This is a genomic window from bacterium (genome assembly GCA_030247525.1).
GTDB lineage: Bacteria > Electryoneota > JAOADG01 > JAOADG01 > JAOADG01 > JAOTSC01.
Window position 1 is genome coordinate 19,951 of record JAOTSC010000011.1, and the last position, 15,866, is coordinate 35,816.

The 15,866-nt window shown below is 49.6% G+C and carries 11 protein-coding genes; 1 reads left to right on the forward strand and 10 read right to left on the reverse strand.

The features are described from left to right. The 10 genes from OEM52_02185 to OEM52_02230 are packed head-to-tail and all read right to left on the reverse strand — an operon-like array spanning position 1 to position 14,233. Positions 1-462: a (2Fe-2S)-binding protein gene (locus OEM52_02185; protein ID MDK9698947.1), complete on the reverse strand. Its 462-nt coding sequence runs from the start codon at positions 460-462 to the stop codon at positions 1-3. Then, a complete protein-coding gene (locus tag OEM52_02190) occupies positions 452-2,743 on the reverse strand; it encodes a xanthine dehydrogenase family protein molybdopterin-binding subunit (GenBank protein ID MDK9698948.1) in 2,292 nt (763 codons plus the stop codon). The genes OEM52_02185 and OEM52_02190 overlap by 11 nt, the downstream gene beginning before the upstream one ends. Further along, a complete protein-coding gene (locus tag OEM52_02195; protein ID MDK9698949.1) occupies positions 2,728-4,083 on the reverse strand; it encodes an amidohydrolase family protein in 1,356 nt (451 codons plus the stop codon). Before OEM52_02195 ends, OEM52_02190 begins: the two co-directional genes overlap by 16 nt. Next, the gene (gene thrC, locus OEM52_02200; GenBank protein MDK9698950.1) at positions 4,080-5,330 is read right to left on the reverse strand and encodes a threonine synthase; all 1,251 of its coding nucleotides are present in this window, start codon (positions 5,328-5,330) and stop codon (positions 4,080-4,082) included. The genes OEM52_02195 and thrC overlap by 4 nt, the downstream gene beginning before the upstream one ends. Next, positions 5,327-6,544: a YgeY family selenium metabolism-linked hydrolase gene (locus OEM52_02205; protein ID MDK9698951.1), complete on the reverse strand. Its 1,218-nt coding sequence runs from the start codon at positions 6,542-6,544 to the stop codon at positions 5,327-5,329. The genes thrC and OEM52_02205 overlap by 4 nt, the downstream gene beginning before the upstream one ends. Before the next feature lie 14 nt (positions 6,545-6,558). Continuing rightward, a complete protein-coding gene (ssnA, locus tag OEM52_02210) occupies positions 6,559-7,902 on the reverse strand; it encodes a putative aminohydrolase SsnA (GenBank protein MDK9698952.1) in 1,344 nt (447 codons plus the stop codon). After that, positions 7,902-10,103 carry an FAD-dependent oxidoreductase gene (locus OEM52_02215; protein ID MDK9698953.1) on the reverse strand — a complete coding sequence of 734 codons (2,202 nt, stop codon included), beginning with the start codon at positions 10,101-10,103 and terminating at the stop codon, positions 7,902-7,904. The genes ssnA and OEM52_02215 overlap by 1 nt, the downstream gene beginning before the upstream one ends. Continuing rightward, a complete protein-coding gene (locus tag OEM52_02220; GenBank protein ID MDK9698954.1) occupies positions 10,019-10,393 on the reverse strand; it encodes a hypothetical protein in 375 nt (124 codons plus the stop codon). The genes OEM52_02215 and OEM52_02220 overlap by 85 nt, the downstream gene beginning before the upstream one ends. 20 nt (positions 10,394-10,413) lie before the next feature. Then, positions 10,414-12,750 carry a molybdopterin-dependent oxidoreductase gene (locus tag OEM52_02225; GenBank protein ID MDK9698955.1) on the reverse strand — a complete coding sequence of 779 codons (2,337 nt, stop codon included), beginning with the start codon at positions 12,748-12,750 and terminating at the stop codon, positions 10,414-10,416. Then, a complete protein-coding gene (locus OEM52_02230) occupies positions 12,743-14,233 on the reverse strand; it encodes an FAD binding domain-containing protein (GenBank protein ID MDK9698956.1) in 1,491 nt (496 codons plus the stop codon). Before OEM52_02230 ends, OEM52_02225 begins: the two co-directional genes overlap by 8 nt. Before the next feature lie 732 nt (positions 14,234-14,965). Between OEM52_02230 and OEM52_02235 the strand changes: the two genes are divergently transcribed. Beyond that, the coding region (locus OEM52_02235; GenBank protein MDK9698957.1) for a hypothetical protein at positions 14,966-15,866 on the forward strand (901 nt) is incomplete at its 3' end.

Here is a 15,866-nt window from a genome sequence, read left to right on the forward strand (position 1 = left end):
TTATTGGTAAGATTCCGAAGCGGCTTCGATGGCATCGACAATCTGTTGATAGCCGGTGCAGCGACATAAATTCGGCGAAATCGCCTTGCGAATCGCTTCGCGAGTCGGCGACGGCTCTTTTTGTAAAAAGACATGGGCAGTTAGAATCATGCCCGGAATGCAGTATCCACATTGCACTGCGCCATGATCGATGAACGCTTGTTGCAGTGGATGCAGTGCTCCGTTGGGCTCGGACAGCCCCTCGATGGTAAGGATCGCTTTTCCAGCAACCTCACTAAGCGTTAGTTGGCAGGCTTTTTCGATGTTGCCGTCGATGATTATGGAGCAGCTACCGCAAAACCCGGCGCCACAGCCATCTTTCGTGCCGGTCAACAATAGGTCGTTACGGAGCCAATCAAGTAGGTTGCGATTTCTGTACTGTTCATCGACGATGAATCGTTTTCCATTGACGTTAATCTGCATGGGCAGCCTCCCGATGCAACGCGTTAACAATGCTTTTCGCGGTAATTGGTAACTGGAAGAACCGTTGTCCGGTCGCGTTATAGATGGCATTGGCAATCGCAGGCGCCATCAGTTCATTGGTCGGTTCGCCGATTCCTTTCGCACCGGAACGCGAAACTGGGTCGCGATTTTCCAAGATAATCGCTTGGATCTCTGGCACGTCGGTGGCGCGTGGTATTCGATAGGTATTGAAATTCAGCGTGGTGATTTTTCCATCGGTTGCTTTTACTTGTTCGGAAAGCGCATACCCCATCCCCATCGCGACACCACCATAGAATTGTCCCAAAACCCGTTCGCGATGAATTGCGCGACCGACATCGTGGGCGGCGACCACATTCAATACTTTCACTTTTCCGGTTGTTGCATTTACACTGACTTCCACCGCTTGACAACCGTACACCCAAGTAAAATACGCGTCGCCCTGTCCGGTCTCCTCTTCCCAACTGACTCGCGGGGCACGGTAGACGCCGAAGGCAAATGGGAACTCCTGTTGTTGGTACAACTCAGCAATCGCGTCGGCAAAAGAAATCGCATTTCCGTTGGAACGAGCGGATACGTTGCCATCAAAGAACTGAATATCCTCGGGAATTGTCGATAAACGGCTTGCTACAATCGAAGCAATCTTAGTTTTGAGAATCGTCGCAGCGTCGACCACAGCGCCGCTTCCCATCAAAGTTCCGCGCGAAGCAACAGTAGTGCCGCTATCGGGAATCGTAGCGGTGGAACTGCGGCGATAGCGTATCCGATGTTCCGGGATTCCTAACTCAGATGCAAGCAATCGAATGAATGCTGACTCTGAACCTTGACCGTTTTCATGAATTCCCACTTCGAGTAAAACCGAGCCATCGAATTGCGCATTAATGATTGCCGCACAAAAATCTTTTCCCTCAGCGCCTAAACTCATACCGCGATAACTCATGGCAAGACCAATGCCATACCATTCAGCTTGTTCCGGGTTTCCATTACTGCAGTTGGCGAGTTTTCGTTCGTAATCGCTGGCGTCCAATACAACCTGCAACGCCTGTTCCATACTCACAGTATGAGTGTCGAGCGTTTGTCCGGTAATCGTTTCGGAGCCCTGTCGCACCATATTGATGCGACGCATCGCAATAGGCGACATACCGATTTTTTCGGCGGCCATCTCAATCATCTGCTCGACAACGAAATTGATTTGCGGTGAACCGAATCCGCGCATCGCACCTGTATAGACATTGTTGGTATAGACGCCAAACGTATCGCAATGAACGTTGGGAACGACATAGGGGCCGCAGCATTGCACCGTCGACCGCCATGTGACCCACGGCGTTACCGAACAATAGGCGCCGCCATCGGCAACAATCCGGCATTTCACGGCTTGAATCGTTCCGTCGCATTTCACACCCAAGCGATAATTCACCCGGTAAGGGTGGCGTTTGTAACTCTCACGAATCGACATTTCCCGGCTATAGGTCATTTTCACCGGTTTACCAGTCAATTTTGCGGCTAATGCCGTTCGAGCGCAAACAATCGCCGCTGTATCGTCTTTTCCACCAAAACCGCCTCCCATAGCTGTTCCAATCACTTCGACATCAGCAAGTTTCAAATCGAGCAAAGTTGCGACAAAGCGGCGCGTACTAAAGGGGTGCTGCATACTGCCATGCACCTCGATAACGCCGTCGTCGCGAGGGATACAAACTGCCGATTCCGGTTCCATATAGGCGTGTTCGATGAACTGCGTTTGGAAAGTATGATCAACGATTACATCGGACTCAGCGAATCCCTGTTCGATATTGCCGCGGCGAATGCGATGCTCGTTGATGATATTGGAGGCATATTCTTCATGGATCAGCGGAGCATCCGGCGATAACGCAATTTCAGGATCAAGTACTGTCGGCAATGGCTGTGCTGTTACACGAACAAACTTCGCTGCGGCAATCGCCTGCTCGTGCGTTTCGGCGACGACTATTGCAACGACGTCGCCATGAAACCGAATCTTGTCGTCGACCAGAATCCGGAGGTCTTTCCGAATCTGTCCAAACCGCACCGTTCCGGGGACATCGGACGCGGTGATAATTGTTACGACACCAGCTTGCGTCAAGGCTTCTTGCATATCGATTGCGATGAGCGTTGCGTGAACATATTCGGTGTAAACGGGAACCGCGTGCAACATGCCGGGATAATGCAAATCGTCGGCGTACTTTGCCGCGCCGGTTACTTTTGCGACAGCGTCGTTACGCCAGCCATGGTTTATTCGGTCAGGCATAAACAATTCCCTCCCGGTTGCTTGCCTGCAACAAGTTTTCCATCGATTACTATTGGCTCGCCTTGTTTCATTACCAATGCAATCGAGAGATTTGATATTTGATCGGGATACGATTCATACACATCCGATAACGAAGATTGGATTGCGCGGGTTTCGTCCGTAAGAGTTATCATCACGATGTCGGCATCCGATCCCTTTTGTAAGATACCTTTCCGGGGATAGATGTTCAGAATTCGGGCGGGGCTTTCCGATAATCGATTTGCGAGATCGAGCAAACTGCGCTCGGTATCTGAGTGTAGTTGTGCCACCAGATGCGGCAATGCCCCGAGCCCGGCGATTCCGTTGGGAACCTTGTTTACATGATCGCGATACTTGACTTTATCCTTTTTTCGGAAGGGACAGTGATCGGTCGCAAAGATATCGAAGTAATCCGGTTGTGCCGCAAGTTCCCGGTGTATTCGCATCGTTGCAATATCCCGCAGCGGCGGCGAGCACAACCAACGGTACCCATCCAGTCGACGCAATACATCGTCGCAAAGTGTGAAATAATGCGGCGCCGTCTCGCAAGTAACATCGCTCGTTCGTTTCGTCTGTTGTAGAATCGACACACTCTCCGGCGATGATACATGCACAACGTGAAGGGGTACAACGGCATCTCGTGCGATTTCGCATACTCTCGATACGGCGACAATCTCCGCCGTTGCCGGTCGCCGCAAAGTATGACTCAACGCATTCGCATCCCCCAGTTGCACCGGAGCAATCGATTGGAGAACTGTTTCATCTTCGCAATGCACTAAGATTCGGTCAACCCGTTTCGATAGTTTTTGGAAGATGGTTTGCAATTCCGGGTAATCGAGATACAAACCGGCTTCGCGATAGGTCGTGTAGAACTTGAAAGTGCGAAAACCCTTTTCGATCCATTGGTCGATTTCCTGCCAAGCGGCTTCGTCAAACGTGGTGGGCGTTAAATGCCAACCATAATCGCACCAGCAATTATGTCCGGCTTTCCGTTTGGCGGTTTCGATTGCAGTGGTCAACGGTTGTTGCGGTTGTTGTGTTATAAAGCTCCAGATCGTTGTTATACCATTCTGAATGGCAACACAACTGCCGGTTTCATAGCTATCCGCCAAATCGAATTCGCCGATTGTATCGTCGAGATGAACGTGGAGATCGATAAATCCGGGTAATAGATGTTTCCCGCTCGCATCGATCTGTAAGGTGTCCGGCTTCGCCTCGATGTTCGGTTCTACCGCGATAATCTTTCCGGCTTCGACAAGAATGTCTGCCCTCCGGGCAACGCCGTGCGAGTAAACGGTTCCACCTGAAAGCAGCGTTTTCACGAGCGGTTGCCTCTCGACTCGGTATCAGTAACAATGCGTGCTACGGCCTCGTCCAGCGTCTTCACCGCCGCGGGCACCGTTATGCGAGCCAATGCCGGGGCGGGGTCTTTCAAGCCATGTCCGGTAATCAGCAAAACGATTTGTGTGCTCTTATCGAGATTGGCTTGCTTCGATAGATAGGGAATCGCGGCAACAGTCGTGGCGGCGGCGGGTTCCGCAAAGACACCGGAATGAGACGCCAGTATCGCCTGCGCCGACAGTATCTCTTCATCGGAAACAACAATCGTACAACCATTCGTTTTTTGTATGGCATCATAGGCAAGAAACGCATTGCTGGGCGTACTCACCGCAATCGAATCGGCGACGGTATGAGGATGCTCGACGCTCGTATATTTGCCGGACACGACAAAACGATGAATCGCCGCGGAACCTTCCGCTTGTATGCCAATTAATCGGGGAAGATGGTCGATGATTCCATGTAGAAGTAAATCAGCAAACGCTTTGTAGATGCCGCGGAGAATGACGCCGTCGCCTACCGGTATTACAATCGCATCCGGTATTCGACATTGGTTCTGGAAATAGATTTCCAACCCCGCGGTCTTCTTTCCTTCGATGGTCAACGGATGATAAGCGGTATTGCGATTCAAGCCCGGATAGGAATTCGTGTATGCCAACGATATCGCAAAAGCGTCGTCATAGGTACCTTGCACCGGAATTACCTGCGCTCCACAAAGCAACATCTGCAACAATTTTCCCCGCGGCGCTGATTCAGGCACAAAAATAATCGCCCGTTTCCCTTCGGCGGCTGCAACTGCTGCAAGCGCGCTGGCGGCATTTCCGGTCGATGCGGCGACAATCGTATCGATTCCCAATCGGTTCGCCTCACCAACGAGCAACCATGAAGCACGATCTTTTAATGAACCACTGGGATTCAGTCCATCATTCTTTATCCAAAGATTCGCATACTCGAAATAATTTCCTAACCTCTTCGCTGGATGAAATGGAGTATTCCCAACCGGAAGCTTGGGATAATACTCTGTTTCCAACGGGGTAAAAGCAGCAATCAGTTCACGAAAATTTCTTGTATCGATCTTGTTTATACTCGCGGGAAACACGACTTCGAGAACGCCGTGGAGCGGTTCGTTCGGTTTGTTTTTATTTGCACAAACCGGGCATAAGTAACGTACTTCTGCTCGCTCATACGGGTGGTTACACTCGCTGCATCGATACTGGAACAGCGTTTTCACTGAGGGTTACCTGTATAGTGAAGTTGCGCGATCAATGCCGTGTAAAACGCTACCGCTGCGCTCAAATGCTCGATCGGACACGCTTCATTCGGCGCATGGGCGTACACTTCATTCCCCGGTCCGAAACCGATACAAGGAATGTGATGCATGCCGGCAATGGCAACACCATTGGTACTAAATGTCCATTTATCGACGATTGGCTCGCGCTGCAAGGTTTCCCGAAACGCTGTAGTTGCGGCTTGTAAGTACGGCGAATCCGCCGGCAAAACCCAAGTCGGATAATACTTTTCGGTGGGGTAGATTTTCCCGGTGTAGGCGGCTTCTTCGTACGTCAATACTTCGATCAAGGCGTCGCCGCAACCAGCAAGATTCGCCGCATCGCGCACCTCCGCCACTGCCGATTCTTTCGTTTCACCTACTGTTAGCCTGCGATCCAATTGAATGCTGGCGGCATCGGGGACCGCGCATTGCGAAGGGGAGTTGAAAAATACTTGTGTGACCGTTACTGAACCTTTTCCTAAAAAGGGATCGGTGCGCAGCCGTTTATGCAGCTGCTCGATTTCGAGGGCAATGCGGGCAATCTTGTAAATCGCGTTATCGCCCCGTTCTGGAGCTGAACCGTGCGCGCTCACCCCTTTCACGTGCACCATCATTTCCATCCGGCCGCGGTGACCACGATAGATATTCAAATTGGTTGGTTCGGTAATCACGACTAATTCGGGGCGAATGTTGTCTTCTTGAATCAAGTGCTGCCAGCAGAGACCGTCACAATCTTCTTCCATCACCGTACCGGTAAACAACAGAGTAAATTCTTGGGTGAGGTTTAACTCCTTGATCAATTTTGCCGCGTACACCATTGCCGCCATGCCGCCTTTTTGATCAACGGTTCCGCGTCCCCAAATCTTTCCATCTTCGATTTTTGGCGTGAAGGGATCAAACGACCAATTACTCAGCTCTCCGGCATACACCGTATCGATATGAGCATCGAACGCGATGATTCGTTTACCATTGCCAATCCGTCCGATAATACTGCCCAGCGCATCGATCCGGATTTCGTCGAATCCGACCCGACGCATTTCGGCGGCAATGACATCGATCACGTTGCGTTCTTTTCCAGAGAAGGAAGGCGTGCGAATCAAATCGGCAAGAAAGCGGGTGGTTTCCGATTCCAATTCCTTAGCCCGATTGCGAATGATGTTGAAAATATTTTCCATCGTACTTTCCATTGTTATTGCATCTTCTGCCATAGTATTTGCGATAACTCGCGCGATTTCGCGACGATACCCTCAAGATCGAGATCGAGTGTTAGTTGTTTGTTTCGCATTAAAATGTTGCCGTTTACAATCGTCGTATCGACTGCCGCATTGGCGATACCGAATACTAAATGACCAAACAGTGTCTCATTATTGAAGGGGGTCGGCGGATCGTAATCGACTAAGATGATATCGGCGGCAGCGCCTTCGGTGAGTTCTCCGATTTTTTGATTCCAAAGGTTCGACGCCAGTTTCGCATTGTTTACAAAAAGCGTATTCACGGTTTCGATAAACGCGGCAGATGCATCGTCATTCCGGAGATGCTGACACCACAAGGCAACGCGCAGCTCTTCCGGCATCTTCACCGTCATCGCATCGGTGCCTAATACGACCTGCACGCCAGCTTGCGACAGCTTGAGCATATCCATGATACCGACAGCGTTGTTTAAGTTCGATTGCGGATTGTGTGCAACATAAGTACCCGTCTCCGCAAGCAATTCGATTTCCTTATCATTGACATGGACGCAATGAGCGGCAATACTCTGTTCGCCTAAAATGCTAAAATCGTGCAGCCGCTCGATGACTCGTTTGCCATACTTATTCTGCGTGATTGTTTGATCGGCAACCGCTTCCGCCGCATGAATGTGAAAGCCAGCTCCAACTTGTATTCCGGCAGATGCCGCACGTTGCAGCGTCGCATCGGTCAGCGTGAACGAGGCATGTAGACCAAACAGCGCACGGAGAAGATTCGCCTCCGACCGATTGCATTCCTGCAGGAAATTGATATTCTCATCGATTCCTTCTTGCGCAACTTGTTCGCCGTCGCGATCCGACACTTCGTAGCATAAACAGGCGCGAAGTCGACAATCGGTTACCGCTTGCGCGATAGCAGACAGCGAGCCGCGCACCGCAAGCGGACTGGCGTGATGGTCGATGAATGTCGTCGTGCCGTGGCGAATCGCCTCGATAAGCGCGATGTATGCACTGTATCGACAATCTTCCAATGTCAATGCTTTATCGAGTTTCCACCAGAGTGTGCGCAGCTTTCCGGGAAAATCGGGTACCGCTTCCAACCAATACATCCCGCGCGCGAACGTGCTATAGAAATGCATGTGAGCGTTGATGTAGCCGGGCATCACCAACTTGCCAGCAGCCGAAATCTCGATGTCGGCATGAGCGGTACATTCCGAATCGGGCATGATTGCGGAGATTATTCCTTGCTCAATCAGGACGGAATGATTTGGCAAAACCCGTGGATTATTGCCCAACGTGATCACCGTTCCATTCCGGATTAGAAGAGTTGTTTGTGGATTTTTCATCAATGCTCCCGCAATACGGATAACTCTTGTTCGGAACGGGGTCGCATATACAATGCTCCGGAGAAGCACTTCTGCATACAGAGTGAACAACCGATGCACTTCGATGGGTCAGTGACCGGAATCTGCTCGTCGGTTAGTTCGATTGCGAGATACGGGCAGCGAGTACAATTACCGCAGTGCTTGCAAAGTAATGGATCGACCGCAGAGATTTTCTTAGTGGCAGTTATTTCATCGAATTGCAGGATCGGAAATGGCAGGGCACAACCGATGAGTTCCGATATAGAGAGGAATCCACGATCCTGCAGGAGATAACTCAAACCAGAATGCAACTCGTCGATAATGCCGTATCCGTATTTCAAAACGATGGTACAGAATTGCACGGTGGATGCGCCTAAGGCGAGGAAATTTGCTGCCGATTTATAATCCATCGGGCCGCCATTTCCTGAAATAGTAACCCCGCTCCCCGCCGCCTTTGCCAATGTCAGATTACTTATCGGCGTAACGCCATCCCCGGATAGCCCCACGACGTATCCATCGTCCCAGTTACGATGCCCGGGACGAAACTCGAGCGCCGGAAAACTGTTTGCTAACGTCACGCCCGCTTTTTTGTTGGGATAGCGCGTCAATACTTCATGAATTGCCTGTAGTATCGGTTGAATCGCGGTTACCGCGCCGGTTAACTTGAACAACTTAGGTACATTCGGATCGGAGATTTTCATCACCCAATCGATAATTTTCGCCGTTAGTTCGGCATTCTGCGAGACGATATCGCCGTGAGTGCCATCTCCGCCCTGGGGACAAGAGAGGCTATACTCAATTCCCATCGCCCCAGCTGCTTCCAGCTTACGGGTGTTCGATTGCCAAATGTTGCGATCATACTCATCGTCGCCGGAAACCGGGCCACCAGTGGAAGCAATGGTTAGTCGATCCGGAAACTCGCGTACCAATTTCTCAATCTCGCCGCAAACCCGTTGCAAAGAGTGTCCGGAAACGTTATCGCAATTGCCATAGGTAAGTTTGTTGTGTATGAACATGTACTCGGCGGGAATATGGATAGGTACATCATCGAATGCGGTTTTCATCACACCGCCCGGCCAACCGGCACGATAGGCTTTTGCCATCTGCTCGTAACCGTCGGTTGGTGGTGCTGCCGATAGCAAAAACGGAGACGCAATCGTACGACCGAAAAACGACGAGGTTAAGGGAACCGGCAATAGTTTTCGTCCCAGCAATGTAATCCGGCTTTTGACGGGCTTCTCCGGGATGGGTCGCGCCTCGACCAAATGCAATTGTTCGAGAATATTTTGGGCGGCGTTTTTACCCGCAGCAACCGCTTCCACGACAGTCGTCGGACCATTCGAGCAATCGCCAGCGTAGAGAATATTCGGATGATCGACCCGAGGTTGGGTATTTCTTGCTCCGATTGCTATCACGACAAAATCGGCTTTTCGGGAAATCGAAGGTTCTTGCTCAACCGGTACAACCGCCCGGGGACTGAATTCCAGACCATCGGGCAATTCGACGCTGGATGTTTCTACTCCGGTAATTTTCTCATCGGCAACCAGTATCGCGTTTACTTTAGTACGTTCGATTAACTGGACACCGGAATGTCGAAGCTCCTTCCATTCAAATTCAGTAAGCGGTAACTCCGACAATTTCTCCAGCGCGATCATCGTAACCTGCGAACCCGCTCGAATCGCCGTTATAGCGCAATCGACCGCGATAGCGCCACCACCGATTACTACGACTTTTTTCGAGGACAACGCTGAATGATCTTGTTGCTTGAGAAATGCTTTCCATGTTGTCGAATATTCGATGTTAGGAATTGGTAGAGTCAACGGTTCGGGTAATCCCGTCGCGACAATCACAGCGTGATACCCTTGCGATAACAGCGTTTCCGGGTGTTCGACCGATTCGTGGAAACGAAACTCGATGTTACCCAATTGACGAATGAAATTGAGATCGGCGTCCAATATGGCGGGGTCGAGTCGATAGGAGGGAATCCAGCGGCACATTCCACCCGCTTCACTCTCCGCATCAAACAGCGTGACATCGCACCCAGCTTGCGCCAAGACTGCCGCTGCGCCTAATCCAGCAGGTCCACACCCGACGATTGCTACTCGTTTTCCGGTTGGTTTCGCGATGGTAAAGTCCGCGATTTGCGAATGTTCGCGAGCCTTCCGAATGATCGTCGATTGCACTGCCGGGATTCCACTGAGCGATCCATCGTCCGGTACACACACGCTTTCATGCAATGATAATCGGGGCAAACACTACCACAGATTCCCCCTAATGGATTGCTGCCAAGGATGATTGCGGCTGCCCGGGTGTAATCGAAACTTGCGCCAACTTTGGCAGCCATGATAAAATCGGCGGGCGAACAATCGGCAGGACAGGCGTTGCGACACGGCTTTTCCTCGCAAAATTCGCATTTCGCTGTTTCGCGTTTGAACTGAGCATCGGTAAGAAACATCGATTCGGCAAGATTCATACAATAGACTTTCTTTCGGTTTACTGGTTCGTCGCGTCGCGCAATTTTTCCGCAGCCAGTAGAATTGCTTCCGGTGTTGCTGGGTGTGAAAGCTTCACGGGAGTTCCCGTCTTTGCGATCGATGCAAGTGCATTCTGAATTGCAAAGAAACAAGCTTCGCCATAGATCAAGGGCGGCTCGCCGATGCCTTTACTTTGCCGGACGCTGGCATACTCCCGTTCACATTCCACCAATTCAACGGTCATTCGCTCGGGTACATCCTGGATGGTTGGCAACTTGTATGTTGACGGAGAGATTGCTAAGTAATGTCCCTTCTCTGGGTCGTAAGGAAGTTCTTCCATCGTACACCAGCCGACTCCTTGCGTAAATGCGCCAACGATTTGTCCGCGGTCGATTTCCGGATTAAGCGATTTGCCGCATTCATGCAATAGGTGGACATCGAGCATCCGAAAATTGCCATTCCTCAAATCGATTTCTACATGTACGAGTCCGCACCCATACACGAAATAGAAAAATGGCGAACCATGATACTTCTCGCGATCAAAGAAAATATCCGGTGTGCGATAGTATCCGTGAGCGCCTAACGGCACTCGCTCCAAATAGGCTGTATGAATTATTTCGACAAATGAGTAAACCCGCTGGGGAAAATTTGTTGCGTAAACTTGATTGTCCAGAAAAACTATCTCGTCAACCGTAACGGACTGGTGAAACTCTTTCTCATACTTTACAGCAGCGACATTCGCTAACCGATTACGAAGCTCAATCGCGGCTGTACGGGCGGCATTTCCGTTCAAGTCGCTGCCGGAGGATGCCGCGGTCGGCGAAGCGTTGCCGACCCGTTTTGTATTCGACGACTCGACCCGGATATGCGAGAGCGAGATACCCAATTCCGCTGAAACAACTTGCGCGACTTTGGTATTCAGCGCCTGACCCATCTCAATACCGCCGTGACTGAGCGATACGGTGCCATCCTGATAAATCCACACCAACGCCGATGCTTGATTTAGAAACGATGCTGTAAAGGATATTCCGAATTTTATCGGAAGGATCGATACACCCCGTTTGACATCGGAATGCTCAGCGTTGAATTTCGCGTTGTCGGCGAGCAGCTCCTCGTACTTCGCGTCTTTGGTTAATTGAGTGAGCAATGCGCGGTTGGACGCTTCCTGCACGATTTCACCGAAGGGGGTAGTTTGCCCACTTTCATAAAGATTTCGTAGGCGAATCGTTAACGGGTCGAGATGTAGCTTCTCCGCAATCCGTTCGATAGCCGTTTCGATCGCAAATATTCCCTGCGGTGCGCCAAAGCCGCGGAACGCAGTGTTCGGCGGCAAATTCGTGCGACAGGCTCGGCCAGTGATTTTAACATTCGGTAAGAAATATGCGTTGTCGGCGTGCAACATCGCTCGATCCAGAATTGCCAGCGACAAATCGACGCATGCTCCGCCATTCGCATTGAGTTCCACTTCGTAAGCGGTGATACGCCCATCATACTTACAACCGATGCGGAAGCGAATCTCGAAGGGGTGTCGTTTCCCGGTTGCAATCATGTCCTCTTTGCGATTGAGGACAAGTTCCACCGGCTTCCCTGTGCGATTACACCCAAGCGCGGCAAGGCATGACCAGAGCACTGGAGAACGTTCTTTTCCACCAAAACCGCCACCGATACGGGGAACGTCGACGACGATATCCGAACACTGTAATCCCAACACTCGTGCCGCGATTTCCTGCACTTCCGATGCACTCTGGGTCGACGAATACAAAGTGATTTCACGGTCTTCGCCCGGTACTGCGAGGCAACGTTGCGTCTCAAGATAGAAATGTTCCTGTCCGCCGGTTGTTAACGTTTCTTCGACAATGCAATCCGCCTCGGCGAAGCCGTCCGCGAGATTGCCGCGCGCGATGATGCGGGGTTGAACAAACAAACTGTTTCGCGCAATCGCTTCGGCGATTGTGAGCACTGGTTCTAACGGTTCATATTCGATTTGAATCGCATTCACGCCTTGTTCGGCTATCCACAACGTTTCGGCGATAACAATCGCTATCGGTTGTCCGATGTAAAGTACTTCGGAGGCTGCTAATAACGGTTCATCGGGTTGAATGTGTCCAATCTGGTTTACACCAGGAATATCGTGATGGGTTAGTACCGCCGATATGCCCACGATTTTTTTCGCTTCTGTTACGTCGACATTAACGATTCGGGCATGGGCATGCTGACTAAACAACAATTTCGCATACAGTTTCGGTGTGCCGGTTGGCATATCGTCGACAAACCGCGATGTACCACTGAGATGTAAATGTCCCGAGAGATGGTGGGGAGAACGATTTTCACGATTGGATTCGGAGTTGTCACTCATGATTTCCTCCGATTGATTTTACGCTCGCAGTAAGCTTCGATAGATGGTAGCGAATATGATTCTTGAGGAGGATTCGACGGTATTCTGCCGAACCACGCACATCCGAGATTGGATGAAACACTCGCAATACAGTGTCTTGGCATTCTCGAATCACTGTTTCGTCGGGAATTCTCCTAAGCAATAATTGCGGTAAATCGTTACACAACATCGGTGTCTTAGCAACACCACCAAAGGCGAACCGACATGCCACGATGCGACCATCGATGATGTTTGCAGTGAATGCAGAGTTAACGGAGGCGATATCTACGGCCACCCGTTTCGACGATTTCCAAAAAGATGCAAAATCACTTGCAACAGGAATTCGGATAGTTGTTATCACCTCATCCGGTTGCAGCGCTGTTTTCCGGTAATCGAGATAAAAGTCATCTATCGGTATTTCGCGGGTACCGCGGGGAGATAACAACTCGATAATTGCGCCATACGCCAGTAGTGCGACCGAGCCATCGGCAATGGGTGAAGCATGAGCAACATTGCCGGCTAACGTCGCGACATTGCGGATTTGATGGGAACCAAGCATCTGTAACGCGTCACAAAGCATCGGTAAATGCTGACGAATGTCCAAACTCGTCAACAACTCCTGCATTGTCACTGCGCCACCGATGAAAACGTTATCCCCAACCCGTTCCAACCGTTTCAACTCCGGGATTGTTGATAGATCGATTAAGTGTTGCGCAAATTTTCGATGAACATTTTGTTCGACAAAAACATCTGTGCCCCCATTTACAAAGCGGAACTCATTTCTTGTGAGCGAAGATAGAACGGTGGTCAACTCGGAATAAGATACAGGCTTGTGATAGGAAATCGTTTCGCGGATCTCTTTGCTGTTTTGGAAGTGTGGTTCGATTTTTTTTGCAAACGATTGTAATTGCATTGCAACTTCGGTGCAGTAATCGGGAAGAATTGCATTCGGAGAATTGCGTTGTAGCGTATGGGTAATATCGCGTGCGGCACTCAGAATCGTTATGTAACCGGTGCACCGACATAGATTTCCTTCTAACGCAGTCTTTATTTGCTGTTCGGTTGGATCCGCGATTTCAGCGAACAAACAAAACATCGACATGACAATCCCGGGCGTACAATACCCGCATTGTACCGCATGATTATCCAAGAGTTTCTGTTGGATCAAGTGGAGGGAACCGCTGTCAGCCAACCCCTCTACGGTTATCACTACTTTACCATGTAACTGAATTGCCGCAAATAGACAGGAGTTAATAGCACGATACCGGAAGTGTTGGTGGTTCCACTCTCCGATTGCAATGGTACAGGCGCCGCAATCCCCTTCGGCACAACCTTCCTTAACCCCACGCAAATGCATTCGTTCCCGCAGCAATTCCAATGCCGTTTCATCGGGACGAACGGATTCCTCCCGCAATGCTCCATTGAGGTAAAAAGCGATTCGGTAGTTTCTGTTCGCTACTTCCATTTCCACTCCCACACAAAACGGTAGTGGTTTCAAAATGTTATGAGAATAACAACCAGCTTCGGCGAAAATTCATCAGCCAAGCGGGCATCGGTTTCTGTGTCGTCGAAGGAGTTTGGGTAACGTGGCGAGACCGCGATGGGGGACGTCCGTTGCTTACTGTAAAAAATACGGCAAGTTTCTTGCCATCACAACTATCACTTACGAATAACAGTTTTCGCAACAGCAAAATCAAAGAAGAACTTAAGAAAACTGTTTTATGCCTTTATTGCATTACGTTGTTGATGAACTATATATTCACAAATAATCATATAATTATATTGCTAACTAAAATTCGTCTCATATATCTGGTTTTCTATCAACATCTACGATCATATTGCGCAAATATTCACAATAAGAACACTATTCATTGATAATACGATAATCATGTCTGTGGTCGTCAGAACCTCTTGAGGAGACCTGTGACTATTTCAATTTACACTAATACTATCGACATTCACATTTGTTTTTCGTAAAAGTTGTTTTTTACAATATCCCTTCAGGGGTTATCGATAATTCATTTCTCTAAACAAACAACGCAATAGCAAATTACTCTTGCATGCCATCTTTTCTAAGTGCTTAATAAAGCTTGCCTTTTTGTTGAATCATCGTATCTTTCAAGTGGCATCCTTGTTTTACCCCCTCGCTTGCCATCCCATCAGTACTCATCCCTCAGTTAACTACCATGGAGGAGTTATGTTAAATGTTCTATATAAAGTGCAAGCTCGAATAATGGGAGTTTCGCTTACACTTTTTCTTTTCGTGTTTGCAACTTACCAATGTGCTTCTGCAGCCGCAGCAGTCAAAACTTATGGTTACTTCTCTGCAATTTATGAGGATACAGGAAAAATGCCGGACGATTCAAACGATCCGGGAGAGTTCGGTATCCCTCACTTGAACTTGATGTTTCAATCAACGATTAGCAACGACTTTCGAACCTATCTGAATCTGTTTGCCGATGGCGCAGAAGCGGTTGAAATTCGAAATGTTTGGGGGGAATATACTTACCGTGACTATCTCAAGTTTCGTGTCGGCAAACTGTATCGGCCCTTCGATCTTTTCAATGAAAAGTTAGATGCACTGCCAACCCATAACTGCATCGAACCACCGGAACTGTTCGATAAAGATCATTTGATGATTCCCCGAGTTGGGGATTTCATGGTTCACGGAACTCACCCACTCGCTGGTCACTTGATGAAGTATTCATTCACAACCGGGAACAATGAAGTCGTCTCCTCATCAAAACCGGTATCGTGGGATTTGAACTACAACCCTGGAAACATTTTGATCGGCACCTCCGGATACTACGCGAATGAAAAAGCCGGTTCACCAGTTGCTTTAGGCGATGGCGCTCCTACCGGTGGGATTCTGCCTTGGATGAAGAGTGATAAGTATATGGTACTTGGCGGTTATGTACAAGCAAAGTGGGAAAATTTGTTGGTACAAGCGGCATATTGGACAGCAGATCACAAAGCAATCCGGGATACTGCTTTGGTACGAACACTCAGTACTTCTACTTATCTAAACGCCGATCAACAGAAGCGTTTCGGATTGAATTCTGCAGTGCTGAATGAAAATGGCGACCATACTATCGACA

Coding starts and splice junctions, on each gene's coding strand:
- OEM52_02185 (MDK9698947.1), bottom strand. CDS start 462: ATGCAGATTAACGTCAATGGAAAACGATTCATCGTCGATGAACAGTAC.
- OEM52_02205 (MDK9698951.1), bottom strand. CDS start 6,544: ATGGAAAATATTTTCAACATCATTCGCAATCGGGCTAAGGAATTGGAA.
- OEM52_02225 (MDK9698955.1), bottom strand. CDS start 12,750: ATGAGTGACAACTCCGAATCCAATCGTGAAAATCGTTCTCCCCACCAT.
- OEM52_02220 (MDK9698954.1), bottom strand. CDS start 10,393: ATGAATCTTGCCGAATCGATGTTTCTTACCGATGCTCAGTTCAAACGC.
- ssnA (MDK9698952.1), bottom strand. CDS start 7,902: ATGAAAAATCCACAAACAACTCTTCTAATCCGGAATGGAACGGTGATC.
- OEM52_02190 (MDK9698948.1), bottom strand. CDS start 2,743: ATGCCTGACCGAATAAACCATGGCTGGCGTAACGACGCTGTCGCAAAA.
- OEM52_02230 (MDK9698956.1), bottom strand. CDS start 14,233: ATGGAAGTAGCGAACAGAAACTACCGAATCGCTTTTTACCTCAATGGA.